The sequence below is a fragment of the Micromonospora sp. WMMD558 genome, from assembly GCF_049315255.1.
In the GTDB taxonomy this organism is placed as follows: domain Bacteria; phylum Actinomycetota; class Actinomycetes; order Mycobacteriales; family Micromonosporaceae; genus Micromonospora.
In genome coordinates, this window is sequence record NZ_CP186061.1 from 1,293,248 (window position 1) to 1,319,175 (window position 25,928).

The following is a 25,928-nucleotide window of genomic DNA, read 5'->3' on the forward strand; positions in this document are numbered from 1 at the left end:
CTCCCGATCTGCGTGGCACCCCGATCGTGGGATACCGTTTCCCCGATAACGGGAGGTCTGGCGAATGTCCTTGACGGTGCACACGGAACAGCGCGGCGATGTCGTCGTCGTGTCGGTCGCGGGCGAACTGGACATGGCGACCGCACCCAAGTTGCAGGACCAGATCACCGACCTGCTGGACAAGGGCCGTAGCCGGCTGGTCTTCGACCTGGCCGAGGTCTCGTTCTGCGACTCCACCGGGTTGTCCGTCTTCGTCCGCGCCAAGAACAGCTGCGACGAGGCCGGCGGCGTCGTCCGGCTGGCCGCCCCGCAGCGGGGCGTACTGCGCATTCTGGAGGTCAGCGGGCTCGTCGAGGTGCTGCAGACGTACCCGACGGTCGAGCAGGCCGTCGCCGGCGACCCTACTCCCGCCTCCTCCTAAGCCTCGTCCTCGACGTACCGGGGACGGGCGATGAGCAGACCCGCACCGGTCTGCACCGTCAGGGCGACCAGCAGGAACCCGATCGGCGCCGCCCAGCCACCGGTGGCCTCGTAGAGGACCCCGACCAGCAACGGCCCGAGCGCCGCGATGACGTAGCCGGTGCTCTGCGCGAACGCCGACAGCGCCACCGTCCCCTCGGCGGTGCGCGCCCGCAGCCCGATGGTCGTGAGGATCAGCGGGAAAGCTCCCTGGCCGAGGGCCAGCAGGGTCACCCAGAGCAGCGCGCCGTCGTGCGGGGACAGCGCCAGCCCCAGGTAGGCGAGCGTCGACGCGGCCGTCAACGACAGCACCAGCGGCCGCAGTGTCCGCATCCGTCCGGCCAGCGTCGGCATGAGCAGCGCGATCGGCACTCCCAGGGCGGTCACCCCGGCCAGCAGCAGCCCCGCCGCCTCCGGTTGGTAGCCGGCGTCCCGGAACAGCTGCGCCAGCCAGCCCATGATCGCGTACCCGCTCAGCGACTGCGCACCGAAGTACACCGCCATCGCCCAGCCCAGCCGGGTCCGCGCCGGCCGGATCCGGAGCCGGGGGGCGGCGCTCGCCGTCGGGGTCGCCCGCCGCGCGGCGGCGCGGGCCCGTAGCGCCAGGGGCACCCACGGGAGTACGGCCACCGCGGCCAGCCCGGCCCAGACGCCGAGCCCGACCCGCCACGAGCCGAAGGCGTGCGCGATCGGCACCGCGGAGGCGGCGGCCACCGTCGTGCCGGCGGTCAGGGCCATCGTGTACGCCCCGGTGACCAGCCCGGTGCGGTGCGGGAAGTGCTGCTTGACCAGCATCGGCAGCAGGATGTTCGCCACCGCGATCCCGGCCAGCGCGAGCGCGCTGGTGAGCACGAAGACCAACGCCGAGCCGGTGACCGCCCGCAGCACCTGGCCGGCGGCGAGCGCGGCCATGGCGACCACCAGCACCCGGGCCGGGGCGACGCGGCGGACCAGCCACGGGGTGAGGGCGCCCAGCCCGGCGAACGCGATCGTGGGCAGCGTGGTGACCAGGCCGGCCATCGTCCCGGAGAGCCCGAGCCCGGTCCGCACCTCGTCGAGCAGCGCGCCGAGGCTGGTGACCACGGCCCGCAGGTTCACCGCGACCAGCAGCATCCCGACCAGCACGAGCAGACCGCCACGTACCGCGCCGCCCACCTCCATAGCGCCCGCACCACCCGCACCCGCACCACCCGCACCCGCACCACCCGTGGCCGCACCACCCGCGCCCGCACCACCCGTGCCCGCACCACCCGCAACTTCGGGGAAAGTGCTGCCTACCGTGCTCCGGTGGCCGCTCTTTCGGGGAAAGTGCGGCCTCCTGCCGGAGGTGGGGGCGGTGGGGGCGGCGGGGATGGGGACGCTCGTGGAGGCGGTGGGCGGCGGTGGCGGGGTCATGCGGTCGAACCTACAATCATGGGATGAATTTTCGGCAGGGGTTGTAACCAGTGCCACCGGTGACTGATTCCGTCGCCGTGCCGCCGCGCGGCCGGCGCGTGCAGGAGACGATCGCCCAGCTCCGGGAGCGGATCCTCGGCGGGGAGTGGCCGGTAGGCGGCCGCATCCCGACCGAGCCGCAGCTGGTGGCGGCCCTCGGCGTGGGGCGCAACACCGTCCGCGAGGCGGTCCGCGCCCTGGTGCACGCCGGGGTGCTGGAGTGCCGGCAGGGCTCGGGGACGTACGTGGTGTCGACCGACGAGCTGGCCCCGGTGGTGGCCCGCCGGCTCACCGACGACCGGATGGCGGAGGTCGTCGAGGTGCGGCGCGCGTTCGAGGTGGAGGCGGCGCGGCTGGCCGCGCTGCGGCGTACCCCCGAGGACCTGGCGGCGCTCGACGGCGCGCTCGCCGCCCGCGAGGCGGCCTGGCGCGGCGGCCGGGTCGACGAGTTCGTGGAGGCCGACGCCGCGCTGCACACCGCGGTCGTCGCCGCCGCGCACAACGGCATGCTCGCCGAGCTCTACGCCTCGGTCGGCACGGCCCTGCGCAGCACCCTCGCGGCCGCGATGGCCGGCGCGCTGGTCCCGGAGCGGCACGTCGACCACTCCCGGCTGGTGGACGCGATCCGGGCCGGCGACCCCGAGCGGGCGGCGATCGAAGCGGGCGCTTTTCTGGAGCCGCCGCCCCGGGCATAGGTTGTGCCGGACGGAAGACCGGACACCTCGGGAGTACGGATGCTCAAGGGCTTCAAAGACTTCATCATGCGCGGCAACGTCGTCGACCTGGCGGTCGGCATCGTCATCGGTGCCGCGTTCACCGGCGTGGTCACCCAGCTCACCAAGTCGTTCCTGGAACCGCTCATCAAGCTGCTCGGCGGGGGTTCCGCACTCAGCGCCGGCAAGTGGAAGATCGGCGGACAGGCCTTCGACTGGGCCGCGTTCATCAACGCCCTGATCACCTTCGTGCTCACCGCCGCAGTGCTGTACTTCCTGGTCGTCTACCCGATGAACCGGCTCGCCGAGCGCCGCAGGCGGGGCGAGGAGCCGCCGCCGGCCGCGCCCAGCGAGGAGGTCAAGCTGCTCACCGAGATCCGCGACGCCCTGGTCGCGGCCGGCCGGAGCACCCCCGCCCAGCAGCGCGGCGCTCTCGACGACGTGCTCGGCCGGCGGGAAGAACCGCCCACCCGGTACTGAACGCGGCAGACGCACAACGGCCCTCGCGGGAATCCCGCGGGGGCCGCACATTTTCGTACGTCTGTTCGATAGAGTCCCCGCCATGGAGCAGCGGAAGCACTGGTGGAACGGGAAATGGGGCCGCCTGGCCCGGCGGGATGTCTTCCTCCGGGCCGACGCCGACCGGTGGTACGTCGAGCAGCGCGCCGGCGGGTCGGAGGGGGTCTCCAAGTTCTACGAGTACGACACCGCCGAGGAGGCCGAGGAGACGGTCCGGGCCCTGCTCCACGGCACCGACACGTGGCGCGAGCTGTCGCCCCGCCCGCCGGGCGGTTGGGGCCGCGTTTAGCGCGCAGACCGGCCGGGAACCGCGCCTGTATGAGCCAGCAGCAGGTCCTCTCCCGGGTCACCACCGGCATGCGGGTGGTCGACGCCGCCGGCACCGAGATCGGCACCGTGGACCTGGTCCAGCGCGGTGACCCGAACGCGGTGACCGTGCAGGCGCCGACCGCCGACCCGGGCAGCAGTCTGGACGAGCTGATCGAGTCGACCGCGGTGCAGGAGCCGGACGTCCCGGCCGACCTGGCGGCCCGGCTCCTGCACGCGGGCTACCTGAAGGTCTCCACCGACCGGGTCCGCACCGGCGCGGTCTACGTGCTCGCCGACCAGATCGCCACCGTCACCGACGCGGTGCGCCTCGACGTCCCACTGGAAGATCTGCCCGCCGAGGAGTGAAAGGCGTCAGCAAGTTTCACAATCCACCCACCGGCGCGTAGAGACGAACGGAGGGTGTTCTTGGCAAGCTTGATCCCATGACGCTGATCCTCCGCTCGGCCATCCTCAACGACATCGGTCTGGTCCGGACCAACAACGAGGACTCCGCCCTCGCGGGCGAGCGCCTCGTCGCCGTCGCGGACGGGATGGGTGGCCTGCCGGCGGGCGAGGTGGCAAGCGAGATCGTCATCCGCATCCTGGACGAGCTGACCCCGCCGACCACCCCCGACGAGGCCGCCGACGCGCTGCGCGCCGTGGTCAGCACCGCCAACCAGCGCATCCACGCGGCCATCACCGTCGATCCCGCCCGGGAGGGCATGGGTACGACGCTGACCGCCGCGCTGCTGGCCGGTGAGACGCTGGTGCTGGCCCAGGTCGGCGACTCCCGCTGCTACCTGCTGCGGGACGGGGAGCTGACCCAGCTCACCCGGGACGACACGTTCGTGCAGGCGTTGGTCGACCAGGGCGCGCTCTCCCCCGAGCAGGCCCGCCACCACCCCCAGCGGTCGCTGGTGACCCGCGCGGTGCAGGGCTCGGACACCCCGCCGGCGATCGGGGCGCTGACCGTCGCGCCCGGCGACCGGCTGCTGCTGTGCAGCGACGGGCTCTCCGACTACGTCGAGCACGACGCGATCGCCACGGCACTGGCCGGCTACGGCGACCGCCAGCTCTGCGGGGAGCAACTCGTCAAGCTGGCCCACCAGGCCGGCGCGCCGGACAACGTCACCGTCGTGGTCTCCGACGTCACCCCGCTCTGAGACCCAATGCGGTTGCGGCGGCCGGCTCGCCGGGTTGGGATGGTCGGATGACCGTCCGCCGACTCTCCTCGGAGGAGCGACTCACCGCCAGCTTCCCCCTCCAGGCGTACGCCTTCGAGGCCTCGCCGCGGAGCGCGGCGCGGGCCGAGGAGTTCCGCGAGTACCTGCCCTACAACGAGGGCAACCGGACGCTGGTCGTCGAGGAGGCGGGCGAGACGTGCGCGGCGGTCTCCGCCATCCCGATGCGGCAGAACCTGCGCGGCCGCGTACTGCCCATGGCCGGCGTCGCCGGGGTGGTCACCCATCCGCTCGCCCGTCGGCAGGGGCACGTGCGCACGCTCCTGCACCAACTCCTGGACGAGATGCGTGACGAGGGTCACCAGCTGACGGCGCTCTGGCCGTTCCGGCCGTCGTTCTACGAACGCTTCGGCTACGCGGGGCTGCCGATGCCGCGTACGGTCACGCTGCCGGTGGCCGACCTGGCCCCGCTGCTCCGTGCCGACCTGCCCGGGGAGGTGCGGTGGGAGCGGATCGGCGTGGGCTACCCGTCGTGGCGGGACTTCACCGAGCGCTGCCTGCGTCACCGGCACGGCTTCGCGCTCTTCCCCGACTACCGGGCGGTCGCGCTGCGCGACCGGGACGAGCGGTGGCTGGTGACCGCACGGGTCGACGGCGTCGTGACCGGGGCGGTCACCTACCGCATCGACGACCACGGTGGCACGCTGGCCGCCGACGACCTGCTCGCCACCGACCCGCACGCCCGGGCGCTGCTGTTGCAGTTCTTCGCCCGGCACGTCGACCAGGTGGCGACGGTGCGGTTCGATGTCCCCGTCACCGAGACGCCCGAGCTGTGGCTCACCGATCTCGAGGTGCACGTCGAGAGCCGGGTGGCCCGGCCGGGCTCCTCCGCGCCGATGGCCCGGCTGCTGGCGGTGGATGCGCTCGCCGGGCTTCCCGCCGGCCCGGGCCGGGTGCGGGTGGAGCTGACCGGGGACCGCTGGCTGGCCGGCGGGTACCTGCTCGACGGCACCACCGGCGCGCTGGAGATCGTCCGTGGCGAGACCGGCACCGCCCCGTCGGCGACGCTGACCGCGGCCGGGCTCTCCGCACTGGCGTACGGGGTGCTGGACCCGGTGGAGGTGCGCCTGCGCGGCCTGGGCGACGTGCCCGCCGAGGCCGGTGCGGAGCTGCGTCGCCTGTTCCCGCGCCGGCTGCCGTACCTCTTCGCCGACTTCTGAGCCGGTTCCTTAGGCCCTCCTTAACGTTCTCGGCGCCCGGCCCACCCGCTTCTACCATCACGAGGTGCACCTGAAGCCCGCCGCTGTCCTGGCCGCCCTGGCCGTCGTCGCCGCGACGCTGGCCGCCTGCGGTTCCACCGAGCCGGCGACGCCAGCCCCGGTCGCCACGTCCGCGACACCCCCGTCGTCCGCGTCCGCTGTGGATCGTCCGGCCGCCCGTGCCGGGCTGGGCGGGCCGTCCCCCAGCCCGCGCCCCTCGGCGCGGCCGGCGCCGGCCGGGAACCCCGACGGCGCCGCCGCCGTGCCGGCCGAGGCGCGGGCGGTGGACACGTCCAGGCCCACCCGCAGGATCGGCACCGGCACGCCGGCGAGCTGCACGTCCGCGGCGGTGGTGAAGGCGGTCGCGGCCGGCGGGATCATCACCTTCGACTGCGGGCCGGACCCGGTGACGATCACCATGACGGCCACGGCCAAGGTCCGCAACGCCAACGGGCCGAAGGTGGTCCTGGACGGCGGCGGCAGGGTCACCCTGAGCGGCCAGGGGAAGCGGCGGATCCTCTACATGAACACCTGCGACCAGGCCCAGGGCTGGACCACCTCGCACTGCCAGAACCAGGACCACCCGCAGCTCACCGTGCAGAACCTGACGTTCGCCGACGGCAACTCCACCGGGGAGGAGGCCGAGGGCGGCGGTGGCGGTGCCGTCTTCGTCCGCGGTGGGCGGCTCAAGATCGTCAACTCGCGGTTCGTCCGCAACCGGTGCGACCGCACCGGGCCCGACCTCGGCGGCGCGGCCGTACGGGTGCTCAGCCAGTACGAGAACAAGCCGGTCTACGTGGTGAACAGCACCTTCACCGGCGGCTCCTGCTCGAACGGCGGCGCGTTGAGCAGCATCGGCGTCTCGTGGGTCGTGCTCAACAGCGTGCTGCGTGACAACGAGGCGATCGGCAGCGGCGCCAACCCGGCCCGGGCCGGCGCGCCGGGCGGAGGCAGCGGTGGGGCGATCTACTGCGACGGCAACGAGTTCACCGTCCGGATCGCCGGCACGGTCATCGAGGGCAACGACGCGAACGAGGGCGGCGGCGCCGTCTTCTTCGTCAGCAACAACCGCACCGGCACCATGCGGATCGAGAACTCGACCCTCCGCCGCAACCCGAGCCGTGGTTTCGAGACCCGGGGCTACCCCGGCATCTTCTTCCTCGGCGCCCGCAACCCCACGGTCACGTCGTCCCGCCTGAGCTGACCCCGGATCAGTAGGGGTTGCCGTGGCCCGGGACGGGGTGACGCGGGGCGTTCCCGGCACGGGTCATCGGTGGGGTGGGAGTGTGCGCGCCCTCGGCCATCCCGGCGAAGAGTTCCCTCAGCGCGCTGAGGGCGTCGTGCCGGGGCGTCCAGCCCAGCTCGGTCTCAGCGCGCTCGCTGGACATCAGCGGCGCGTTCAGGGCCAGCTCGACCCAGCCGGCGTCGATGGGTTGCAGCCGGGCGCGCCAGGTGAGCGCGGCGGCCACGCGCAGCACCGGGGCGGCCACCGGCACCGTCCAGCCGTGGAAGTGCCGGGCCACCAACTCCGGCGTCAGCACCGGGTCGGCGGCGACGTTGAAGGCGCCACGCGCGTCACCCAGGACCGCCCGGGCGTACGCGTCGGCCACGTCGTCGGTGTGCACCGCCTGCATCCGCAGCCGCCGGTTCGTGGGCACCAGCGGCAGCCGCCCGTACTTCAGCAGCCGCAACGGCACGAACGGGCCGACGAAGTACCGGGCGATCTCGGTGGCGGCCGCCCGCTGGAAGTTCAGGCCCGGCCGCAGGCGCACCACCCGCAACTCGGGGTGCTCCCGCTCCACCCGGTCGAGCAGCGCCTCGACGTCCGCCTTGTCGCGGCTGTACGAGGACCCGGGCACCCCGGTCGCCGGCCAGCGCTCGCTCACGGGGTGGTCCTTCGGGCCGGGCGCGTACGTGCCGACCGACGACGCGTACACCAGGGCCGGCACGCCTGCCCGGACCACCGCGTCGATCACGGCGCGGCTGCCGCCCACGTTGGTGCGGCGCAGCACCCGCTGGTCGTGGCTGGGCTGGATCTGCCAGGCCAGGTGCACCACCGCACCGGCACCCGCGAACATCTCGGCGAGTTGCGCGTCCGCGCCCGGCGCGCCGATGTCGCAGGAGTGCCACTCCACCTGGTCGTACGGCTCACCGGCGTCCGGGCCGGGCAGGCGTCGCGCCACCCCGGCCAGGTCCAGTCCGCGCTCCCGGCGCAGCCGGCGCAACAGGGCCGTCCCGGCGTTGCCGCTCGCCCCCACCACCACGATCCGCATGTCCGACCCCGTACCCGGTCAGCCGCTCCCCAACCGCCCCGGCGGTGGCCTGCGGCCGTCCGTCCCGCGGGACCGGCCGGCGCGCCCGGCGGGTCGGGCTGCGGTGGGCTCACGGGCGAGGGGCCTGGCGGACCCAGGCGTGCTTCTGGTCCCGCTGTCGGCGCCCGTCAGTGGGCGAGAAGCGCCCCGAGCAGGGCGGCGAAGGCGGCGGCCGAGGCGACGGTGCGGACCAGGTTCCACCGCACCCACGGCCGCTCGAACCGTTCCCGCACCGCTGCCAGGTCGCCGATCCGGTCCACCGGCCCGGCGGCGTCGAGTCGGTTGTTGAGCGGCACGTTGACCCGCATCGTGACGCCGAACATCACCAGGTGCGCCACCAGCGCGGCGGCGCTCCACACCAGCACCGGGCCGTCTCCCGGTTGCAGCGCGACGGCCAGCACCGTGAGCACGGGCGCACCGAGAAACGCGGCCAGGAACCAGCCGTTGAGGATCTTCCGGTTGATCGACTGCATCGCGCCGACCAGGGTCCGCGCGTCGGTCGCGGCCAGACCCGGCATGACCGAGCAGGCGTACGCGAAGAACAGCCCCGCCATCAGCCCGCTGGTGAACGCCGCGCCCGCGAGCGCGGCGAGACTGATGAACTCCGACATGGGTGCCACCCCCGTTTCCTGGTGCGGTCGTCGACTCGCCGCGATCGAGTTGCCTGGCGACCTTTGGAGCTGACTCGTTCACGTCATCACCCAGTGAACCGCCCCGCGAGCCGTACGCCCCTGCCTGCCCCGCTCACCCCCATACGCAATCGTCTTGCGGCTCATCCCTCTCCGGAATCTTGGAAGGCAGCGGCCCGGTGTCGCCCTCCACCTCGGCGAGCTGAGTCGTCGCCTCGGCCTGGAGAGTGCCGAGGTAGACGGGGAGGGACGTCCGATCGGTGCGGTACGCGGCCAGCAGGCGCAGTTTGGCCGGCGAGGACGGTCAGGCGATGCCGCAGGCGGCGCAGCGCCACGTCGGGCGGGACGGAACGTGGGCGCGCAGGCGGGTCACCGCAACGCGCCCCGGACGACGGTGACGCGGTCGAGGCGTACGGACACGTGCCGTGGCCGGGCACGGACCGAGCCGTCCGGGTGCACCTCGTGGCCGCGCAGGTCAACCCAGACCACCCCGTCGACCGGGCGGCGGTCGATGACCTCCGCTACGTGCATCGTCAGAACCCCGGTGCCGAACATGTAGCCGTCCTCCGGCACCCGGATCACGTCCCCGTGGCGCGGTGGGTAGTCGATCGACGAACTGGGAGGCTCCGGGTGGCTGACGTGGCAGGCCCGCTCGCGGACTTCATCGTGGCCGAGATCCGCCGGGCCCGAGGTGCGGCCGGCATGACGCAGGAGTCCTTCGGCCGGGGAGCCGGGTTCAGCGCCTCCCATGTCAGCGCCGTCGAGAGCGGCAGCCGCGCCCTCACCATGGACTAGATCAAGGGCGCCGACCGCGCCCTCAAGACGGGCGGCCTGTTCGAACGGCTCGCCGCCCAACTCGGCGCCCCGTCCTGGCTCCTCCCCTGGCTGGACGCCGAACGCGCCGCCCGGCAACTCCGACTGTTTGAGCCGCTACTCATCCCCGGCCTCCTTCAGACCGAGAACTACGCCCACGTGATCATGCGTCTGAACGACCTGATGTCGGCCGCCGAGGTCGACCAGCAGGTCAACGCCCGCATGGAACGGCAGAAGATCCTCACCAGTGCGACACCTCCGCAACTGGTCGCCGTTCTCGACGAAGCCGCGCTACGGCGGACGGGCGATGGATTCAGCGGCATCATGGCGGAACAGGTCGCGCACCTCATCGCACTGGCGGAGCTGCCCCACGTTCACGTGCACGTGATCCCGACCACGACCGGGCTGCACATTGGTCTGTCCGGACCCTTCGCGCTGGCCCGGTCCGCTGACGGCGGCTGGGTGGGCCACCTGGAAAATCAACTGGGCGGAGTGGTGGTCGACAGCAAGGATGATGTAGCAAGCCTGCTGGCCAAGTGGGAAGGTGTGCGGAACGAGGCACTGCCGCGCCAGCAGTCCATCGATCTGGTGAAGGAAGTGCAGGGTGATCATGGACCTCTCCAGCGCAACGTGGCGTAAGTCCAGCCGCAGTGGTTCAAGCGGCGGGAACTGTGTCGAGGTGGCGGACAACTTGCCCGGGATGGTTGCCGTGCGGGACTCGAAGGACCCGGCCGGCCCGGCGCTCACCTTCCCGCCCGCCGCGTGGCGTACCTTCGTCGCGGACCTCTCTGCCCGCTCCTGACCTGCAGAGATCGACGCCTGCCCGGCGGCCGGAGGCCACCCGCGTCGAGTGTCCGGTAACCTGAGCGCGCGGGCCGCTAGCTCAATGGCAGAGCTGTGGACTTTTAATCCATAGGTTCAGGGTTCGAGTCCCTGGCGGCCCACTCAGACGCAGGTCAGCGGCCCTGACCCGGATCGCTATCGCCGCGCTCGGGGCCGGTACAGCAGTGGACCAACGGTCAGCCTGACTTCCGTGTCAGGGATGCTCTCGGAAGCGGCGACGAAGCGAACAGCTGAAGGGCGGACGATGACGGATGGACCGCTCGTGCGCAATTCACGGCTGCTCGGCCTGTTCGTCGAGATCATTCAAGGGCCCGAAGGGACCCTGCGGGCAGTGGAGACCGTCGGCCGGGGCGTTGCGGGAGAAGCACGCTGCACATTGAACGTGGTCGCAGACAAGATGACCACCAGCTCCGACAGCCCGGCCGAGGCACGTCGGAGAAGCCTCGCCTGCGGGGCATACCGCGGTCGGGTTGCCTCGCTGTGTCGACTGATCGACGCGGTCGACTTCGGCATCGTTGGTGGGCCGATCCGGGCCTGACTCGCCGGGCACGCCGGCTACACCGCGATCCAAGCCATCCCGGGTGTCGGTCCCATCCTGGCGGCCGGTGTTGCCCAACGAGAGCAACGTCGTAGTCATCCTCGCCGTTGCCGAGCGCGACGAGCGCGGATCCCTCACTAGCGGCCTCTACTGCTGATCGCGGATGCCTTGACCTGCGGCGAGTTCAGCCGCTTCGTCGGCGAGGCGTTGCCGCTCGTCTGGGTCGAGATTCTGTTCCCAGTCCCTGAAGCGGTGGAAGCGGTCGAGGAGTTCTCCGCCGTAGGCGTCGGTGGCGGCGATTTGTCGGAGGTCGGTGCGGCCGGCGAGGATGTCGCGGGCCAGTTCCTGGAGGTCGTCACCAGCGGCACCGTCGCGGAGGCGGGTGAGGCTGGCGTGGACGAGCTTGGCGAGGCCGGGGTCGCCTTCGGTGAGGCCGAGGAACTGCCGCTCGGGTTCGGAGTCAGGCCGCGTCATGGAGCACCGGGCTGACGTAGGGCCGGTCCGGCAGGGGGAACTTGGACAGGTCGCCGCCTTGCTCGGCAAGAGCCTTGATGAAGCTGAAGAAACTGAGGATGGCCGTGCCGCCGGCTTGAATCTTCAGTGCGGCGTCGTTGACCTTCTTGACCAGCTCGGTGGCTTGCCAGGCGGCGATGCCGTAGCCGGCGACGGCACCGACGCCGGTCTCGATGAGCGCGGTCCCTGCGGCGGCGCTGACGCCGATGATGATGGCCTTGTCGATCATCATCTTGATGAGGCCGCCGATCATGTCGGCCAGGAGCCAGATGGCGCGGGCTGCTTCGTGGTAGTTCTCCTCGATCTGGGTCAGGACGACGTTCTGCTCGACGGCTGCCGTCGCGAGTTTGCGGAGGTAGACGAAGGCGGCGTCGGCGGCCTGTCCGTCCCACTGGTGATCCATCTGCGCGGCGGTCAAGCTGACGTTCTGGCCGAGGGCTTGCAGGCTCTGGCCGAGGTTGCCGTAGGCGTCACCTGCTTTGTAGAAGCTCTGCCAGTCGCCGACGAAGACGTTGGTGATGGTGCCGATGACGTCGTAGCCGGCGACGTCCTTGATGATCTGGTTGACCCAGTGGGAGATGGAGATGGCGTCCAAGATGCCGATCGGGTTGACGAAACCCTTGGTCATGGAAGCGTCTGGCTCGCCAGGCTCGACGAGGAAGTCGATCGGCTCGATCACGGCAGGTTCCCAGTCAACGGGCGCCCGCCAGGCACCTCGTAACCGCTGCGGTCAACCGTCGGGTAGGTGGCGTCCAGCCGGGCCGCGTTGCCGGCGTCCGTGTACCGGTAGTAGTCCGCAGTGCCCTGGAGCGCGTCCCGGGACTTCTCCAGCAGCTCGACCAGGTGAGCGAGCCGCTTGTTCATCGCGTCGAGAAGCAGCTGGTGCGCAGGCCATACCTCGCTGAGCAGTCCTTGGCCCTGCACGGGCATGTCGGTGTGCTTGAGTATGTACGCCTTGGCGGCCTGGGCGTCGAGGCTCGCCTCGTTGAGGCGGGAAGCGGCGCGCTCCAGGGCGCTGGGCTCAACCGAGAAGCTCACGACAGGCGATCCTTGATAACGCCGGTCACAACGAGCATGACCGCGGCGACGAGGAGCGCGAGGGTCATGATCCGGCCACGCCGCTTCGACTCGGCGTTGTTAGCGGCCCGGTAGACGCCGACGCCCGTCACCGCAGCCACACCTAGCGGCACTGTCACCGACATGAATCGCAAGAATGACCACGGGTTGAAGACTCCACGGTCGTCACCAACGATGACCAGTTGATAGGCCAGGAAGCCCAGGCCGACCAGGCACAAGAAGAACAGCACCATCGACACCAGCGCCACGCTCTTGCGGAAGTCATGCCACTGATTCAGCTTGTCCGGCACTGCCGTCACCCGATCCGTCTGCCCCGTCTCACTCACGACCGCACCATGCCACAGCGCGACCACGGACCGCGACCCCGCCGTTCAGCGCAGAAGATCCTTGTCGGGAAGTAGGCGCATCGGTTGCTCGGGTGGCAGCGCCCAGCGGATACGAGGCGAATCGAGCTACGCAACGGTCGAAGTAGGCAAGATCATCGGGCACACCTCGGGCACAAATGACGCCGACAAGAACTGTCAATCGTTGTAAGGCGACACCAGACGTCGCCCAGGTCAGCGCCTCGATCCGCCGATGCGAGACGATCCATACCACGCCGGAGGGATTCAGGGTTCGAGTCCCTGGCGGCCCACCGACCGCACCATTGTGCGAACCGGTGGCTCTTTCGAGGTGCCCCCGTCCGTTTCGGGCGGGGGCATTGTCGTGTCGGTGGGAATCTTGAACACGGGTACGACTCCCTGGTCGGTGAGTTGAACTTCGGCAATGAGTGTCTCGATGGCGGCCTTGCGCTCGGTGGTGGTGCCGCTCGCCAGAATGGTGGCGAGGTGGTCGCGGATGCGGGCGACGGTGCCGGGCGGCGGGGCGTGGGCTGGGCGGTCGGGTCGGCGTCGAGTTCGGTGTGCCGGGCCTGGAGTTGGGCGAGCCGTTGGCGGAGCGGATGCGGGGTCCGGCGGTGGCGTCGTCCATGGTGCCGTTCTCAAAGGCGGTGTGGTAGCAGGTGATCGCGTTCTCGGTGTGGGTGATCTGGTTGGCTGTGGCGGTGAGTTCGGCGCGCCGGTCGTCGGCGGTGCTGTCGCGTTGGGCTTGGGCGCGTTCGATCATGGCGGCCAGGACGGGCTCGGCGGTGGTGTAGAAGTCGTGCAGGGCCCGCAGGATCATGCGGTCGAGCTCGTCGGCGGGGAGCCGGGGCGCGGTGCAGGTGGCGTGCTTGCCGTAGCGGGTGCGGGTGAAGCAGGTGTAGTAGCGGTAGCGGCGGGTCCGGCCTTTGGGCGTCGCCGCCAACGACTTCTTGTCCCGCGTCAGGTTTTGGGCAGGATTTGATCTTCGAAAAGTTGGGGATGGTGGGATCGGCCTGGCCGAGGTGGACCTCGGCGGGCGGGTTGAACGCGATGCCCTCGTGCGGGCGGACGTGGTTGAACTCGGCCCGGTACGCCTCGGCGATGGCGTCGAGCGTCGGCCCGTCGGTGATCTCCTCGTGGTAGAGCCGTTCGTACTTCAGTGGCCCGAACGCTTGTTCGCGTACGCCGTTGGTGTTTGGTGCCTTCTTGCGGGCGCAGATGTGGGTCAGCTCGGGTCGGGCGGCGATGAACCGGGCGAGCGCGGCCGACGTGAACGCCGGCCCGTTGTCGGTGGCCAGCCGGACCGGCACCGGCTGGCCGTGCTCGTCGTGGGCAGCGCCGTGTGCAGCGCGCAGCCCAGCAGCGGTTTCGGGCACGGTGATCGCCGGTGCGCGTGACAAGGACGAGATCAGCGATGATGGCAGGCCGGGCATGACTCACTTCGGACGATCAACAAGGCGTAGGAACCTCGATGATCATCTGAACCGGTCATGCCCGCCCTCCTGCCACCGGCAAGGGCGCGTCTACGCCAACCACATCAAGCCGGGCGCTCCGCGACTTTGCCGGGGCCCTGTCCGTTCCCCTGTGCAGCGAGGCGTTATCTGTCGTTGCGCTGGTCTGCGCTCCTTACCAGCCCGGCATGAATAAACACTGCTCCCAGGAGGACGCCGATCCCGGCCAGAACCATCACAGCGGTGATGACTCCGATGGTCAAGGCGAGGGCAGCTAGCAGCAGCCCGCAAACCGTGAGCAGGAATGCTCCGCCCCTAGTCAGATTGTCGTCAACCACGGTGTTCCTCCACTAGCTGGAATGCCAATCATCCGGTCAGCTCCAAATCGCAACCGTCTCGGGTCAAGGCCAGAGCCCGGCTGAGAGCCACATGGCCTTGATAGTTGTATTCGATCCACTGGCTGTTCCGCGCGTATTCGAGCCATCGTCGGGCCCAGCCAGCCCTTTACGGGGCCGCTGTTGCCGTGATTCGGACCGGTACAGCAGCTAATAGTGCTTTGTCAGGTTAGGACGAGTTGGCGGCAGAGGGGGCAGAACCCGAGCCAGATCGCGAGTAGGCATTGCAGTTCGCGGAGGACGGCGTAGAGGCTCAGGTCTGCCCCGCTGCTTTTGGGCGTGTCAGCCTCAGTTGGGTGAGGAACAGTTGGGCGGCTGCGGTGAGGGTGACGTGGCGGTGCCGGCCGATCCAGGAGCGGCCTTCGAAGTGGTCGAGGCCGAGGGCGGTTCAGTCCTCCAGCCGCGCCCGCACCCGAACCAGATCCCGCTCATCCACGCACCGCAGCCAAACACCGCCACGATCCCCGTACAAGCGACACGCCACAACAACCTAACAAAGCACTACTAGCCCGTACTAGCCCTTCGAGTCCAGCTTCCATTCGTGGGCGATGAGCCCGAGCAGCACCTCGTCCAGGAACTCGCCCATCACCCAGGCCGAGGAGCGCAGCACGCCCTCGCGGACGAAGCCGTTGCGCTCGGCGGAGCGCAGCATCGCGTGGTTGTCCGACAGCGTCTCGATCTGCAGCCGATGCAGGCCGCGCACCACGAAACCGTAGTGGCACAGCACCGCGACCACGTCGGTGCCGTAGCCCTTGCCACGGAAGGACGGCAGCAGCCCCAGCCCGATGTGCGCGGACCGGTTGTGGTTGTCGATGCCCCACAGCACCGCGGTGCCGACCAGCGCGCCGCCGTCCAGCTCCACCACCGAGAACGGGACGTGCCCCTGCTCCTTGTCGTCCACCACGAGCTGCGGGTTCTTCGAGCCGGGCGTGATCGGCCGCCACGGCCGGGCTTGGGACCGCGAGTGGTTGACCACGTCGTCGTAGAGCTCGGCCTGCAGGATCGGGATGTCGTCCTCGTGCCGGGCCCTGAGCCCGACCTTGCTGCCCCTTAGCATGCACGTTTCCTATCCACTGGCCTGGCCGGCGGCAACCCCTTTCCGAGGCAACCGAATCAGACTCCGGAGCACTCCCCTTACGCCGAAGGCAAGACCCATGTTGATCGCCCGAAATCAGAGCAAACCGGGTGTCGAGGATGGGAGCCCCCAGCTGCCCCAACCCGGAATGCCAAGGCGGGCCGGCCCGGGTGGCCGAGGTGACCCGGGGCATGGCGTGGCGTACAAGGGGAACGGCACCGGCAGGAGGACGAGCAGCAGCATCGCGGTCGGGCGCAGGTGAGGTTCCACGGGAGGGGAGGGCGCCGTGCACGAGATCACTCCGCAGGAACAGGATCGGCTGCTCACGTTCATGCGTCGCCACCGGAAGCGCCTGATGGCATTCCCGAACGTCCGTTCCGTCGACATCGGCTTCGCGTTCAAGCGCAGACGCCCCTCGGACCGTCTCGCGATCCGGGTACACGTCACCCGCAAGGTGCCGACACGAAGCCTCGCCGAAAGCGAGCGGTTGCCCGATGAGAACGACGGCGTTCCGGTTGACGTCATCGAGAGCAACCCCGAACCCGACGCGGATTTCCGCCACTCCCGTCAGGATCCGGTCCTCGGCGGCATCAACATCGGAAATCTCAAGGTGGGAGGTCCCGGCACCGGCGACCCCGGCACGCTGGGGTCCATCGTGTTCGAGCGGGGCACCCTGCGACCTCTGGCGCTGACGAACTGGCACGTCGCGGTCGTCAATCCGCCGGTCGCGATGGACCCGATCATCCAGCCCGACCCGGTGGCGCCCGACCCGGAGCCACCGAACAACTTCCTCGGCCGGCTCCTGCGCTGGGATCAGGGTCTGGACGCTGCCGTCTGCTCGATCGGCGAGCAGGACGGCACCCGCGGCCGGAACGTCTCCACCGACATCGTCGGGCTGCCACAGCCGGCGTCCGGCAGCAAACCGCACGTCGTCGGCCTCAAGGTGATCAAGTCCGGGCTGCGGACCGGTGTCACGGGCGGCACCATCGACGGCACCGACGGGGTGGAGTTCTCGGTCGTTCCCGACGACTTCCCGCTGCCCCAGGGGGTGCTTTCCCAACACGGCGACTCGGGGGCACTGTGGCTGGACCGGGAGACCTTCACGGCGGTCGGGCTGCATTTCGCGAGCATCAGCACCCCGGAGGTCCGCGCCTGGGGGAAGTCGATATCGAAGATCTGCGACTCGCTGAACATCTTCGTGTTGAACACCGCGGCCGTCGGAACGGCTTGGATCGGTGGGCACGGCCGCGTGCTCGCCTGCACCCGCCCCAACGCCCCCTGCAACCTGAAAATCGTCTACCCGAGCGGGCGCACCAGCCGCGCGCGGGGACTGGGTGCGGCGACCGCCAACGCGCAGGGGCTGGTCAGTTGGCGGTGGCGGATCGGATCGAGCACCCGGCGCATGCCGGGCGTCAAGATGAATGCCCACGTGACCCTGGACGGTGCGGAGCACCTGCTCTTCGCAGAGCTGGAAGGAGCAACGGACTTCTCCTGAACCGAACGGGACGGTGATCGCCGGGCTGCCCTGTCGTTGATCTGGTTGCACCCGCCGTCCGCTGCGGCGACGGTGGAACACCGATCGTCGAGGAGGACGCCGATGACCCGTCAGCGCGAGACCGTGGAGGTCGATCCGGTCCTGTTCCGCGCCGTCTACGACTCGCCGGCGTCACTGCCGGGCCGGCACCGCTGGACGACCAGCGAGTCCGACGTACGCCGGATCGAGAAGCTCCTCGGCATGCCGCCGCGCAGCATCGGCGCGCCGTTGTGGGTCAGTGGCGACGAGCCGGACTGCCCGAAGTGCGCTCGGCGGGTCAACTGGTACGACATCGTCAACTCGGCGCTGGCCGGGGTGCACGACCGCATGATGATCGCGACGGTCATCCTCGGCGAGCGCAAGTTCGTCAACACCGAGATCCCGGACGGGATCGCCGGGGTGCGCTGCGCCGACTGCCGTACGCCGATCGAGGGGCTGCGCAGTTTCAAGTGCCACAACTGGGCGTACGCGTTCGAGGCGCTGGAGGAGGTGCGCCGGCACATGGCCGGCGGCTCAGCCGTCGAGGGTCAGCTGACGGCGGTGCCGCAACCCGGGGCGGCCGTCGAGTGACACCTCGCCGACGGGCGTGAACCCGGTGTGCCGGAGCACCGCCAGCGAAGCGGGATTGTCCAGGGTCGTCGCGGCGGTCAGCCGGCGCAATCCGTACGCGTCCCGGGCGAGCGTGCACACCTGCCGGACGCCGTCGGTCGCGAGCCCGCGCCCGACGGCCCGCTGCGCGACCCGGTAGCCCAGCTCGGCCTCCCCGTCGGCGACGTCGACCAGGTTGAAGCGGCCGAGGACGCGACCGTCGTCGTCGACCAGGACGTGGAAGTGACACGCGCCGGTGGCCTGCTCGGCGAGGAGAGTGGCGTGCCGGGCCGGGAAGTCGGCGAAGTAGTCGTCCCCGCGGTCCGGGATCGACCGCGCGAACCAGGCGCGGTTGTCCCGCTCGAACGCGAGCAGCGGGTCGGCGTGGTGGGCGGCGAGCCGCTGGAGGTCGGGCACGCCCCCACCGTAGTGAGTCTCTTCGTACCGCGCCTCGGTGTTAAGAAGGGGCCCTTCCTCTACCGGAGGCGTTAAGAAGGGGCCCTTCCTTTCACCTGGGGGCGGCGGGGGGAATGGGGGACTGGGGCGGGGGCGGGGATTGGGGGCATTGGGCGGGTTGCCGCGCTGCCGCCGGTCAGGTGGATGTGTTCGCCGTGGTGCCACAGCTCGACGGTCGTGTCCGGGTCGGCGTCCGGCAGCTCGTACCGGGCCTCGGCGGCGGTCAGTGTCACCGCCAGGCGGTGGCCGTGCCAGCGCAGGCAGAAGGCGAGCCGCCGGATCTCCGCGGGCAGCCGCGGGTCGAAGGAGAGCACTCCCCGGTCGTCGCGCAGACCGCCGAAGCCCTGCACCAGCGCCAGCCACGCACCGGCCAGCGACGCCAGGTGCAGCCCGTCGGCGGTCTTGTCGCCGAGGTCCGCGAGGTCCTGCGACACGGACTCGGCGAACAGGCCGTACGCCAGGTCGAGGTGCCCGACCTCGGCGGCGAGCACGGCCTGCGGGGAGGCCGACAGCGACGAGTCGCGGACGGTCCGGGCCTCGGGCGCGGTCGTAAACGGCGGTCGGGTTGACCGGCCGCCGTCTGCGTGACCGTCACAGTTCCACCGCGGGCCCTTCGCCAAACACGGCCGCTCGGCCGTCGCGGCTGGCCGTCAGGGCTCCCACCTTGAGCTGGCCGGTCACTGTGCGGCGGTCGAGAAGGTCACGGCCGGCGGGTACGGGCACCGGGCATGTCCCGGCTCAGGCGGGTGTCAGCAGCAGGGCGGCGCCGGTCGCCGCGACGAGGAACGGGCCGAAGGCGAGGTGGCTGGACCAGCGGGCCCGGCCGGTCGCCAGCAGCGCCAGGGCGGCCACCGACGAGAGGGCGAACGCCAGCAGGAGCCCGAGCACCGGGACCGTCCAGCCGTGCCAGCCGAGGAGCAGGCCCGCGCCCACGGCGAGCTTGGCGTCGCCGAGGCCGAAGCCGAGCCGGCCGAGCAGGAGCGTGGTGCCGGCGAACAGGAGCCCCAGGGCGAGGCCGGCGGCGGTGGCCCGCAGCCACGGCGGGTACCCCGCACCGAGGGCGGCGGCCAGCCCGAGCAGGAGCCACGTGCCGAGCGCGGCGGGCCCGGTCAGCCGGTCGGGCAGCCGGTGCACCGCCGCGTCCACGAAGACGAGCGGCACCGCCCAGCCGAGCCACCACGCCACCGCGGCCAGCTCGACGGCCGGTGGCCCGACCAGCAGGAGCACCGTCGCGGCCGCGACCGCGGCGGCCTCCACCGTGCCGGGTGGCGCGCCCACCCGGGCGGCGCACCGCCCGCACCGTGCACCCGGCCCGAGCGCCGGCCACGGGCGGTCCAGGTCGACCGGGGCGCCGCAGGCGTCGCAACCGGACCGGGGTGTCGAACCCGGGGGTACGGCGTGCCGCAGCACTGCCAGCCGGAGGACCGGGGTGACCGTGAGCACGGCGAGCAGCGCTGCCCGACCGCCGCGTCGGGGTGCTCTCACCGTCGTGCCGAACCTGCCGCTACGAACACGCTGGGTAGCCATAGGCTCGCCGTACTGTAACGGGCGCTCCGGCGCCGGCACTTACCTCCACACCGGACGGACGCCCCCTCGAACGGCTGGCCGCTTCCGACGGGGACGGCCGACGGACGGCTTCCGAACCGAGGGGCAAAGCGGACGTGAGCCGTCGTTCACCCACAGTCCGCCCGCCCGCCCGGCCCGCACGACACCCCGGCCGGCGACCGCGACGCCACCCGGAGGCGACCGGCGCACCCGCCATCCGGCCGCCGGCCGGCAACCTGACCGCCACCACCGGCTGCCACCACCTCTCATCACGCAGCGTGTTCGCTTGAATTGCCTCTGTTGCATCGGCGACCGTCAGCCTATGCTCGCCCCTTGGGTGCGATGCAACCCTCGATCTTTCGACCGGGACGGCACAGGGATTTGCATTTGTAAAGATCAGTCACGGTAAATGCGGATGCGTTTTTCCACAGGTCCGGATGTGGTCATTCGGCCGCGCTTCCGCACGCCCGGATCCGCCGGGACACCGGCCGCCGGGATGCCGACGAGGAGGCGCGACAGTGCTAGAACGGCAGCTCAGGGACGTTGTGGCGTACCTGGTGACGGTCGCGGTGCTCGGCGCCGCGACGGGCTGCGGCACCGACCGGGGAGCGACCGCCGCGACGGCGGCCGATGACGGGGCACCCGCCCGGGTGCGGTCCGGGGCCGACGAACACACCGCCCGGAAAGCCGCGCTCGCCGCGTACTCCGGATATCTCGCCGCGTCCCGGAAGGCGAGCGGACGCAGCGATCCGCAGCATCCGGAACTGTCCACATTCCTCGCCGACCCGTTGCTGACCCGGGTCCGCCTCGCGATCCGCACCGCGAAGGAGCACGGTGCCGTACGCGTCGGCACGCTGGTCTCCGACCCCACCGTCACCGCCGTCGACCTTGACGCCGTCCCGCCCACCGTGGAGATCCAGGACTGCCTCGACGCGACCGGCTGGCGGCTGGTCTACGCCCGCGACAAGCGGGTGGTGCCGGGCAGCCGGGGCACCCGGCACCTGGCCACCGCGACCGCCACCCGCTACCCCGACGGCCGCTGGCTGATCAGCGCCGGCGCCTCGCACGAGGACCAGCCGTGCTGACCCGGGGCGGGCGGTCACGCCGCCGGATGCTCGCCGGCCTGGCCCTGGCCGCCGCGATGGTCGCCGGGTCCGTGCCAGCCGTCGGCTGGGCCGACCCGCCGGGCGCGGAGTGCCCGCCCGGCCAGACCAACTGCGACGTCTGGGACGACGACCCGGGCACCCCGGGCGGTGGGACCGGCGGCCCGGGTGGTGGCGACGGTGGGGGCGGCGACGGAGGCGGCGGGGGCACCTGCCAGTGGAACGGCCGCGTCATCCCCTGCTACGACCAGGTGCTCGGCTGGTTCAACAACGGCGACGGCTGCTACTACAAGCTGGCCGAGCCGCAGCCGGCGAACACTCCCGCCGGCCAGCAGTGGTACGTGCTGACCTGCAACGGCGGCGACCTCGGCTCCCAGCGGCTGGAGCTGCGCGACTCGCCGCCGCCCGGCTACGGCGCCCCACCCGACCCGGAGGAGCTGGCCCGGCGCGCGCTCGCCTCGATCGACCTGCTCCCGCCGCGCGTGGCGGTCGCACCGCGCCGGCAGATCGGCCCTGGGCTCGTCGGGCTGCCGGTGTGGATGTGGGCCAGCCGGGGCGACAACTACTTCGGCCCGCTGCGCGCGTCCGCCTCCGACCGGGGGCTGACCGTCGCCATCGAGGCGCGGGTCGACCGCATCGTCTGGGACATGGGCAACGGGGAGAGGGTCACCTGCGCCGGCCCCGGAACCCCCTACAGCTCCACCGGAGCGCACGCCGGGAAGCGCTCCCCCGACTGCGGCTACCACAGCGGCTACCCGAAGGCCGGGACGTACCGGGTCGGCGCCACCACGCACTGGTCGGTGACCTGGCGCGGTGGCGGCGAGAGCGACGTCATCCCGGTCACCCGGACGAGCGGCACGGTCCCGATCCAGATCAACGAACTACAGGTGGTGGCGGAGTGAGCCTCGCGACGCGCAACGGAACCGGACCGGTGGACGCCCCGGTCGTCCCGCCCAGGGTGGTCCGGCAACGCCGGATGCGCCCCGGGCTGCTCGGCCTGGCCGTCCTCCTCATCGCTCTCGGCGGGCTCGGGGCGGCGTTCGCCGTCACCTCGGTCCGCGCCACCGGCAGCTACCTGGCGATCGCCCGCCCGGTCGAGGTCGGCCGGACAATCGGCGCGGACGACCTGGTGACCGTGCAGGTCGCCGGCGGCCAGGGGCTCGCCCCGGTGCCGGTGGGCCGGCGGGACGACGTGGTCGGCAAGCGGGCGAAGGTCGCGCTCGTCCCCGGGACGTTGCTGACCATGGACCAGCTCACCGACGAGCCCCTCCTCGGCCCCGGGCAGCAGCAGCTCGCTCTGGGTCTCGAACCGTCCCAGGTGCCGGCCCGCAAGCTGCACCCCGGCGACAAGGTGCTGCTGGTCAGCACCCCGGCCGGGAACGACGACCGGCCGGCCACCGGTGTCACCCGCTTCGAGGCCACCGTCATCGACACGACGACCACCGAGAACGACGACGAGGTCGTCGTGTACGTGGCGCTCGCCGTCCGGGACGTACCGGCGGTGGCGGCGCTGGTCGCCCAGGACCGGATCGCCGTCGCCCTCACCGAGGCGGCCTGATGGCGATCATCGCGCTGGTCGCCGCCAAGGGGTCGCCGGGCGTCACCACCTCCGCGCTGGCCTGCGCGCTCACCTGGCACCGGCGGCTGGTGCTCGCCGAGTGCGACCCGGCCGGCGGGTCGGTGCTCGCCGGCTACCTCGGCGGCGCGCTCGACGGGCCCCGGGGCATCGGCGAGCTGGCCGTCGGGGAGCTGCGCGACGGCAACCTGGAGACGGCGTTCTGGTCGCAGCTGGTCGACCTGGACGCCCCGAAGCGGGAACGGCTGCTGCTGCCGGGCGTCGTTGATCCCGCCCAGGCGGGCAGCGTCGTCCCGCTGTGGCAGCGGTTCGCCGACTTCTTCGCCGGGCTGGACCGCGGCGACCCCGCGTACGACGTGCTCGTCGACTGCGGACGCCTGCACGTGGCCGGCCCGCCCTGGCCGATCCTGCGCGCCGCCTCGGTGGTGCTGGTGGTCACCAACGCCCGGCTGCCCGACCTGTCCGCCACCCGCGCCCTGGTCCGGGCGATCGAGCGGGACTTCACCGAGCACCGGGTGCCCGCGGGCACCCTGCGACTGCTGCTGGTCGGCGGCGGGCACGGGCGCAGCGAGGTCAGCAAGGCCCTGCGGCTGCCGGTCATCGCACGGCTGCCGCACGACCCGCGTACCGCCGGGGTGCTGGCCCTGGGCGGCACGGTGCGGGCCGGACGGCCGCTGATGCGTGCGGCGAGCGCGCTGGAGGTGCCGGTCGGAGCGTTGCTGGACCGGCGGCGGGCCCGCCTGGCCTGGCCGGTGGCGCAGGGGGTGCCGGATGCGGTTTGAACCGGTCTCCGCCGACCCCCGCCGGCACGCGCCCACCGCGACGTCGATCGCGCCACCCCTGCCGCCGCCGAACGGCCGGCACCATCCGACGCCGGTCCCGGCACCGCCGCCGGAGGCGCCCCCGCGCCCCCGCGTGGACTTCCAGGTGGTCCGGGAGCTGCGCCGGGAACTCAGCGAACGGCTCACCCTCTGGCAGCGCGGCCGGGAGTTCGACGCCGACGCCGAGGACACCGAGCGCGCCCGGCTGGCGGTCGCGGTCGTCGCCGAGTACGCGGACGCGGTCCGCCGGGCCGGCACCCCGATGGCGGCCGGCGAGGAACGTCTCCTGCTGGACCAGGTCACCGCCGAGCTGGCCGGGCTCGGCCGGCTCCAGACGCTGCTGGTCGACGACACCATCGAGGAGGTGCACATCCTCGGCTGCGACCAGGTGCGCATCACCCGGCACGGCGGCGGCGTCGACTGGGCCGAGCCGATCGCCGACAGCGACGACGAGCTGGTGGAGATCCTCCAGGCGGCGGCCCGGCGGGCGGGCGCCACCGAACGCTCCCTGTCGACGTCGAAGCCCACTCTCGACCTGCAACTGCCCGACGGCAGCCGCCTCGCCGCCGTGTTCCTGGTCAGCCACCGCCCGTACGCGGTGATCCGCAAGCACAACACGCTCGACGTGAGCCTGGACGACATCGCCGGCGGCCGGGGCGACCTGGACGAGATGGTCGACCCGCTGCTGCGCGACTTCCTCCGCGCGGCCCTGCGCGCCGGGCTGAACATCATGGTCGCCGGCCTGGCCGGGGCCGGGAAGACCACGGTCATCCGGGCGCTGATGAACGAGATCCCGCCGGACGAGCCGTACGTGCTGCTGGAGGAGAGCCGGGAGCTGCTGCCCGCCCGGCGGGGGCACCGGCACCGGGCGGTGATGAGCTTCGAGGCCCGGGAGGGGCACGGCGAGCGGGGGCCGGACGGCCGCCCGGCCGGCGAGGTCAGCATCGCCGATCTGATCCCGGTCTCGCTGCGCATGGGCGTGCTGCGGATCATCGTCGGCGAGGTCCGGTCCCGGGAGATCGTGCCGATGCTCCAGGCGATGACGACCAGCCGGGGCTCGATGTGCACGATCCACGCCCGGACACCGGCCGGCGTCGGCGAGCGGATCATCGAGCTGGCGCTGGCGCACGGCCGCGAGATGACGGTCGACCAGGCCCGGCGGATGGCGGGCAACGCGCTCGACCTCATCGTCTACGTCACCGTCGAGGACGAGACGGCGATCGGCGGACGCAAGCACCGTTTCGTCTCGCACGTCGACGAGGTCATCGGCGTCGGTGACGGCAACCGGATCACCACCACCACGGTCTTCGGGCCGGGACCGGACGGCCGGGCGGTCCCCCGGCACCTGCCGGAGCGGATCCGCAACCAGCTCCTCCGGGTCGGTTACGACGCCCGGCTGCTGGGCCGGTGGATCGAGGCCGGCACCGGCGCGTGGCGACGTCCCCGGCAGACCCGGCTGGGCCGGCGGTGAGTTCCGTGGTCGACATCGAACTCGTCGCGGTCGCCTCCGGCGCCGCCTGCGTCGCCGGGCTGCTGCTGGCCGTCGTGGCGATCGTCGGCACCCGCCGGCCGGCCGGACCCCGCCCGGGCGCCGGGCCGGGACTCGCCCGGTTCTGGCGCGGTCCCGGGGCCACCCCCCGCGAGCAGCGGGCCCACCAGGCACTGCTCGTCGGCGCCGTGCTGGCCGGCGCGCTGGCCTTCCTGGTGACCGGGCTGCCGGTGGTCGGCCTGCTGGTCGCCGTGGCGGTGCCCGGCACCCCCTGGCTGTTCTCCGTCGGCCGGGCCGAGCAGCGGGCCATCGCCCGGATCGAGGCGGTCGGCGAGTGGACCCGCCGGCTCAAGGACGTCTCCGCGACCGGCCAGGGCCTCCAGGCCGCGATCACCGGCACCGTCGCCACCGCGCCGGAGGAGATCCAGGAGGAGGTACGGCTGCTCGCCGCCCGCCTCCAGGCCGGATGGCTGGCCCGCCCCGCCCTGCTGGCGTTCGCCGACGAGATCGCCGACCCGGTGTGCGACCAGGTGGTGGCGGCGCTGATCCTGCACCTCACCGACCGCGGCGACCGACTCGGCGACGTGCTCGGCTCGATCGCGTCGGCCGCCGCCGCCGAGGTCGCGACCCGGCGGGAGGTCGAGGCGAAGCGCACCCAGCCCCGGTTCGCGGTCCGGTTCCTCACCGGCATGACCCTGACCACGATCGCGTACGGCCTGCTCAACACCGACTACATCCGCCCGTACGGAACCCCCATCGGTCAGCTCGTCATGGCGCTGCTCGGCGCGGCCTTCATCGCCCTGTTGGCCTGGGTACGTGCGATGAGCCAGCCGCAGCGGCCGGCCCGCTTCCTGCCGGCCCCCGACCCGCACGAGGTGATCGCGTGAGCGCGAGGAGCGAGCATTCCGGGGCGGCTCGCGTGGGACGCGGCCGAGCCGGAAGGCCCGTCGAGCTT

The 25,928-nt window shown here is 71.9% G+C and carries 31 protein-coding genes, 1 tRNA gene and 2 pseudogenes; 20 read left to right on the forward strand and 14 right to left on the reverse strand.

What is annotated here, in order from left to right; all coding sequences use genetic code 11:
• Nucleotides 1-64: 64 nt before the first annotated feature.
• Nucleotides 65-421, forward strand: a complete 357-nt coding sequence (locus ACN26Y_RS06190) for an STAS domain-containing protein (RefSeq protein WP_155329357.1) — start codon at nucleotides 65-67, stop codon at nucleotides 419-421.
• Here ACN26Y_RS06190 and ACN26Y_RS06195 read toward each other — a convergent pair.
• Complete coding sequence (locus tag ACN26Y_RS06195) at nucleotides 418-1,620, reverse strand: MFS transporter (protein WP_155333955.1); 1,203 nt, start codon at nucleotides 1,618-1,620, stop codon at nucleotides 418-420. The genes ACN26Y_RS06190 and ACN26Y_RS06195 overlap by 4 nt on opposite strands.
• A gap of 284 nt (nucleotides 1,621-1,904) precedes the next feature.
• On the opposite strand from ACN26Y_RS06195, the gene ACN26Y_RS06200 reads away from it, so the two are divergent.
• From ACN26Y_RS06200 to ACN26Y_RS06230, 7 genes are all read left to right on the forward strand, one after another.
• Complete coding sequence (locus ACN26Y_RS06200; protein WP_155329358.1) at nucleotides 1,905-2,588, forward strand: FadR/GntR family transcriptional regulator; 684 nt, start codon at nucleotides 1,905-1,907, stop codon at nucleotides 2,586-2,588.
• Between the two features lie 39 nt (nucleotides 2,589-2,627).
• Nucleotides 2,628-3,086, forward strand: a complete 459-nt coding sequence (gene mscL, locus ACN26Y_RS06205) for a large conductance mechanosensitive channel protein MscL (protein ID WP_155329359.1) — start codon at nucleotides 2,628-2,630, stop codon at nucleotides 3,084-3,086.
• An 82-nt stretch (nucleotides 3,087-3,168) separates the two neighbouring features.
• Nucleotides 3,169-3,414 carry a hypothetical protein gene (locus ACN26Y_RS06210; protein ID WP_155329360.1) on the forward strand — a complete coding sequence of 82 codons (246 nt, stop codon included), beginning with the start codon at nucleotides 3,169-3,171 and terminating at the stop codon, nucleotides 3,412-3,414.
• Nucleotides 3,415-3,443: 29 nt separating this feature from the next.
• Complete coding sequence (locus tag ACN26Y_RS06215) at nucleotides 3,444-3,800, forward strand: hypothetical protein (RefSeq protein WP_155329361.1); 357 nt, start codon at nucleotides 3,444-3,446, stop codon at nucleotides 3,798-3,800.
• A gap of 77 nt (nucleotides 3,801-3,877) precedes the next feature.
• Nucleotides 3,878-4,597, forward strand: coding sequence for a PP2C family protein-serine/threonine phosphatase (locus ACN26Y_RS06220; protein WP_155329362.1), 720 nt, complete (start codon nucleotides 3,878-3,880; stop codon nucleotides 4,595-4,597).
• Between the two features lie 47 nt (nucleotides 4,598-4,644).
• The gene (locus tag ACN26Y_RS06225; RefSeq protein WP_155329363.1) at nucleotides 4,645-5,835 is read left to right on the forward strand and encodes a GNAT family N-acetyltransferase; all 1,191 of its coding nucleotides are present in this window, start codon (nucleotides 4,645-4,647) and stop codon (nucleotides 5,833-5,835) included.
• Nucleotides 5,836-5,905: 70 nt separating this feature from the next.
• Complete coding sequence (locus tag ACN26Y_RS06230) at nucleotides 5,906-7,078, forward strand: hypothetical protein (protein ID WP_155333956.1); 1,173 nt, start codon at nucleotides 5,906-5,908, stop codon at nucleotides 7,076-7,078.
• 7 nt (nucleotides 7,079-7,085) lie between these two features.
• Here ACN26Y_RS06230 and ACN26Y_RS06235 read toward each other — a convergent pair whose 3' ends face one another.
• The 3 genes from ACN26Y_RS06235 to ACN26Y_RS06245 all read right to left on the reverse strand — a co-directional run bounded on the left by ACN26Y_RS06235 (nucleotide 7,086) and on the right by ACN26Y_RS06245 (nucleotide 9,388).
• Nucleotides 7,086-8,147 carry an NAD-dependent epimerase/dehydratase family protein gene (locus ACN26Y_RS06235; RefSeq protein ID WP_422734456.1) on the reverse strand — a complete coding sequence of 354 codons (1,062 nt, stop codon included), beginning with the start codon at nucleotides 8,145-8,147 and terminating at the stop codon, nucleotides 7,086-7,088.
• 167 nt (nucleotides 8,148-8,314) lie between these two features.
• Complete coding sequence (locus tag ACN26Y_RS06240) at nucleotides 8,315-8,797, reverse strand: DUF1772 domain-containing protein (protein ID WP_155329365.1); 483 nt, start codon at nucleotides 8,795-8,797, stop codon at nucleotides 8,315-8,317.
• Between the two features lie 387 nt (nucleotides 8,798-9,184).
• The gene (locus tag ACN26Y_RS06245) at nucleotides 9,185-9,388 is read right to left on the reverse strand and encodes a hypothetical protein (protein ID WP_422734457.1); all 204 of its coding nucleotides are present in this window, start codon (nucleotides 9,386-9,388) and stop codon (nucleotides 9,185-9,187) included.
• Between the two features lie 57 nt (nucleotides 9,389-9,445).
• Here ACN26Y_RS06245 and ACN26Y_RS06250 point away from each other — a divergent pair.
• From ACN26Y_RS06250 to ACN26Y_RS06265, 4 genes and pseudogenes are all read left to right on the forward strand, one after another.
• Nucleotides 9,446-10,267: pseudogene (locus ACN26Y_RS06250) on the forward strand (helix-turn-helix domain-containing protein).
• Nucleotides 10,239-10,430, forward strand: coding sequence for a DUF397 domain-containing protein (locus tag ACN26Y_RS06255; protein WP_422734904.1), 192 nt, complete (start codon nucleotides 10,239-10,241; stop codon nucleotides 10,428-10,430). Before ACN26Y_RS06250 ends, ACN26Y_RS06255 begins: the two are co-directional and overlap by 29 nt.
• Nucleotides 10,431-10,500: 70 nt before the next feature.
• Nucleotides 10,501-10,572 (forward strand) — tRNA-Lys (locus tag ACN26Y_RS06260).
• 89 nt (nucleotides 10,573-10,661) lie between these two features.
• The gene (locus ACN26Y_RS06265; RefSeq protein WP_155329379.1) at nucleotides 10,662-11,009 is read left to right on the forward strand and encodes a hypothetical protein; all 348 of its coding nucleotides are present in this window, start codon (nucleotides 10,662-10,664) and stop codon (nucleotides 11,007-11,009) included.
• A gap of 147 nt (nucleotides 11,010-11,156) precedes the next feature.
• Here ACN26Y_RS06265 and ACN26Y_RS06270 read toward each other — a convergent pair whose 3' ends face one another.
• From ACN26Y_RS06270 to ACN26Y_RS06300, 7 genes and pseudogenes are all read right to left on the reverse strand, one after another.
• Nucleotides 11,157-11,483 (reverse strand): hypothetical protein, encoded by a 327-nt coding sequence (locus ACN26Y_RS06270; protein WP_155329380.1) that lies wholly within the window; start codon nucleotides 11,481-11,483, stop codon nucleotides 11,157-11,159.
• Entirely contained in the window at nucleotides 11,470-12,201 is a 732-nt protein-coding gene (locus tag ACN26Y_RS06275) for a hypothetical protein (RefSeq protein ID WP_422734458.1), read from the reverse strand. The genes ACN26Y_RS06270 and ACN26Y_RS06275 overlap by 14 nt, the downstream gene beginning before the upstream one ends.
• The gene (locus ACN26Y_RS06280) at nucleotides 12,198-12,560 is read right to left on the reverse strand and encodes a hypothetical protein (protein ID WP_422734459.1); all 363 of its coding nucleotides are present in this window, start codon (nucleotides 12,558-12,560) and stop codon (nucleotides 12,198-12,200) included. Before ACN26Y_RS06280 ends, ACN26Y_RS06275 begins: the two co-directional genes overlap by 4 nt.
• The gene (locus tag ACN26Y_RS06285) at nucleotides 12,557-12,925 is read right to left on the reverse strand and encodes a hypothetical protein (protein WP_230688898.1); all 369 of its coding nucleotides are present in this window, start codon (nucleotides 12,923-12,925) and stop codon (nucleotides 12,557-12,559) included. The genes ACN26Y_RS06280 and ACN26Y_RS06285 overlap by 4 nt, the downstream gene beginning before the upstream one ends.
• On the reverse strand, nucleotides 12,918-13,883 hold the full coding sequence (locus tag ACN26Y_RS06290; protein WP_422734460.1) for a zinc ribbon domain-containing protein: 966 nt from the start codon (nucleotides 13,881-13,883) through the stop codon (nucleotides 12,918-12,920). The genes ACN26Y_RS06285 and ACN26Y_RS06290 overlap by 8 nt, the downstream gene beginning before the upstream one ends.
• Before the next feature lie 151 nt (nucleotides 13,884-14,034).
• Nucleotides 14,035-14,373, reverse strand: a pseudogene (locus ACN26Y_RS06295) (hypothetical protein); the annotation flags it as partial.
• Nucleotides 14,374-15,300: 927 nt separating this feature from the next.
• Complete coding sequence (locus ACN26Y_RS06300) at nucleotides 15,301-15,843, reverse strand: GNAT family N-acetyltransferase (RefSeq protein ID WP_155329383.1); 543 nt, start codon at nucleotides 15,841-15,843, stop codon at nucleotides 15,301-15,303.
• 304 nt (nucleotides 15,844-16,147) lie between these two features.
• Here ACN26Y_RS06300 and ACN26Y_RS06305 point away from each other — a divergent pair, with 304 nt between their 5' ends.
• Together ACN26Y_RS06305 and ACN26Y_RS06310 are read left to right on the forward strand one after the other, a co-directional pair.
• Nucleotides 16,148-17,356, forward strand: a complete 1,209-nt coding sequence (locus ACN26Y_RS06305; protein WP_422734461.1) for a hypothetical protein — start codon at nucleotides 16,148-16,150, stop codon at nucleotides 17,354-17,356.
• 102 nt (nucleotides 17,357-17,458) lie between these two features.
• Nucleotides 17,459-17,965: a hypothetical protein gene (locus tag ACN26Y_RS06310; protein WP_155329385.1), complete on the forward strand. Its 507-nt coding sequence runs from the start codon at nucleotides 17,459-17,461 to the stop codon at nucleotides 17,963-17,965.
• On the opposite strand, the gene ACN26Y_RS06315 is transcribed toward ACN26Y_RS06310, so the two are convergent.
• From ACN26Y_RS06315 to ACN26Y_RS06325, 3 genes are all read right to left on the reverse strand, one after another.
• Nucleotides 17,909-18,400 carry a GNAT family N-acetyltransferase gene (locus ACN26Y_RS06315; protein WP_155329386.1) on the reverse strand — a complete coding sequence of 164 codons (492 nt, stop codon included), beginning with the start codon at nucleotides 18,398-18,400 and terminating at the stop codon, nucleotides 17,909-17,911. The two genes, ACN26Y_RS06310 and ACN26Y_RS06315, sit on opposite strands and share 57 nt — an antisense overlap.
• Nucleotides 18,401-18,471: 71 nt before the next feature.
• On the reverse strand, nucleotides 18,472-19,059 hold the full coding sequence (locus tag ACN26Y_RS06320; RefSeq protein ID WP_422734462.1) for a glycosyl hydrolase family 65 protein: 588 nt from the start codon (nucleotides 19,057-19,059) through the stop codon (nucleotides 18,472-18,474).
• Nucleotides 19,060-19,177: 118 nt separating this feature from the next.
• A complete protein-coding gene (locus tag ACN26Y_RS06325) occupies nucleotides 19,178-19,966 on the reverse strand; it encodes a prepilin peptidase (protein WP_155329387.1) in 789 nt (262 codons plus the stop codon).
• A gap of 455 nt (nucleotides 19,967-20,421) precedes the next feature.
• Here ACN26Y_RS06325 and ACN26Y_RS06330 point away from each other — a divergent pair, with 455 nt between their 5' ends.
• From ACN26Y_RS06330 to ACN26Y_RS06355, 6 genes are read left to right on the forward strand one after another with little or no spacing between them, the layout of a single operon-like run.
• Nucleotides 20,422-21,069, forward strand: coding sequence for a hypothetical protein (locus tag ACN26Y_RS06330; RefSeq protein WP_370463305.1), 648 nt, complete (start codon nucleotides 20,422-20,424; stop codon nucleotides 21,067-21,069).
• On the forward strand, nucleotides 21,063-21,989 hold the full coding sequence (locus ACN26Y_RS06335) for a hypothetical protein (RefSeq protein ID WP_155329389.1): 927 nt from the start codon (nucleotides 21,063-21,065) through the stop codon (nucleotides 21,987-21,989). The genes ACN26Y_RS06330 and ACN26Y_RS06335 overlap by 7 nt, the downstream gene beginning before the upstream one ends.
• Nucleotides 21,986-22,645 (forward strand): SAF domain-containing protein, encoded by a 660-nt coding sequence (locus ACN26Y_RS06340; protein ID WP_155329390.1) that lies wholly within the window; start codon nucleotides 21,986-21,988, stop codon nucleotides 22,643-22,645. Before ACN26Y_RS06335 ends, ACN26Y_RS06340 begins: the two co-directional genes overlap by 4 nt.
• Nucleotides 22,645-23,445 carry a ParA family protein gene (locus ACN26Y_RS06345; protein WP_155329391.1) on the forward strand — a complete coding sequence of 267 codons (801 nt, stop codon included), beginning with the start codon at nucleotides 22,645-22,647 and terminating at the stop codon, nucleotides 23,443-23,445. Before ACN26Y_RS06340 ends, ACN26Y_RS06345 begins: the two co-directional genes overlap by 1 nt.
• Complete coding sequence (locus tag ACN26Y_RS06350; RefSeq protein WP_422734463.1) at nucleotides 23,435-24,955, forward strand: CpaF family protein; 1,521 nt, start codon at nucleotides 23,435-23,437, stop codon at nucleotides 24,953-24,955. Before ACN26Y_RS06345 ends, ACN26Y_RS06350 begins: the two co-directional genes overlap by 11 nt.
• Nucleotides 24,916-25,860, forward strand: coding sequence for a type II secretion system F family protein (locus ACN26Y_RS06355; RefSeq protein ID WP_155329393.1), 945 nt, complete (start codon nucleotides 24,916-24,918; stop codon nucleotides 25,858-25,860). Before ACN26Y_RS06350 ends, ACN26Y_RS06355 begins: the two co-directional genes overlap by 40 nt.
• Nucleotides 25,861-25,928 lie beyond the last annotated feature (68 nt).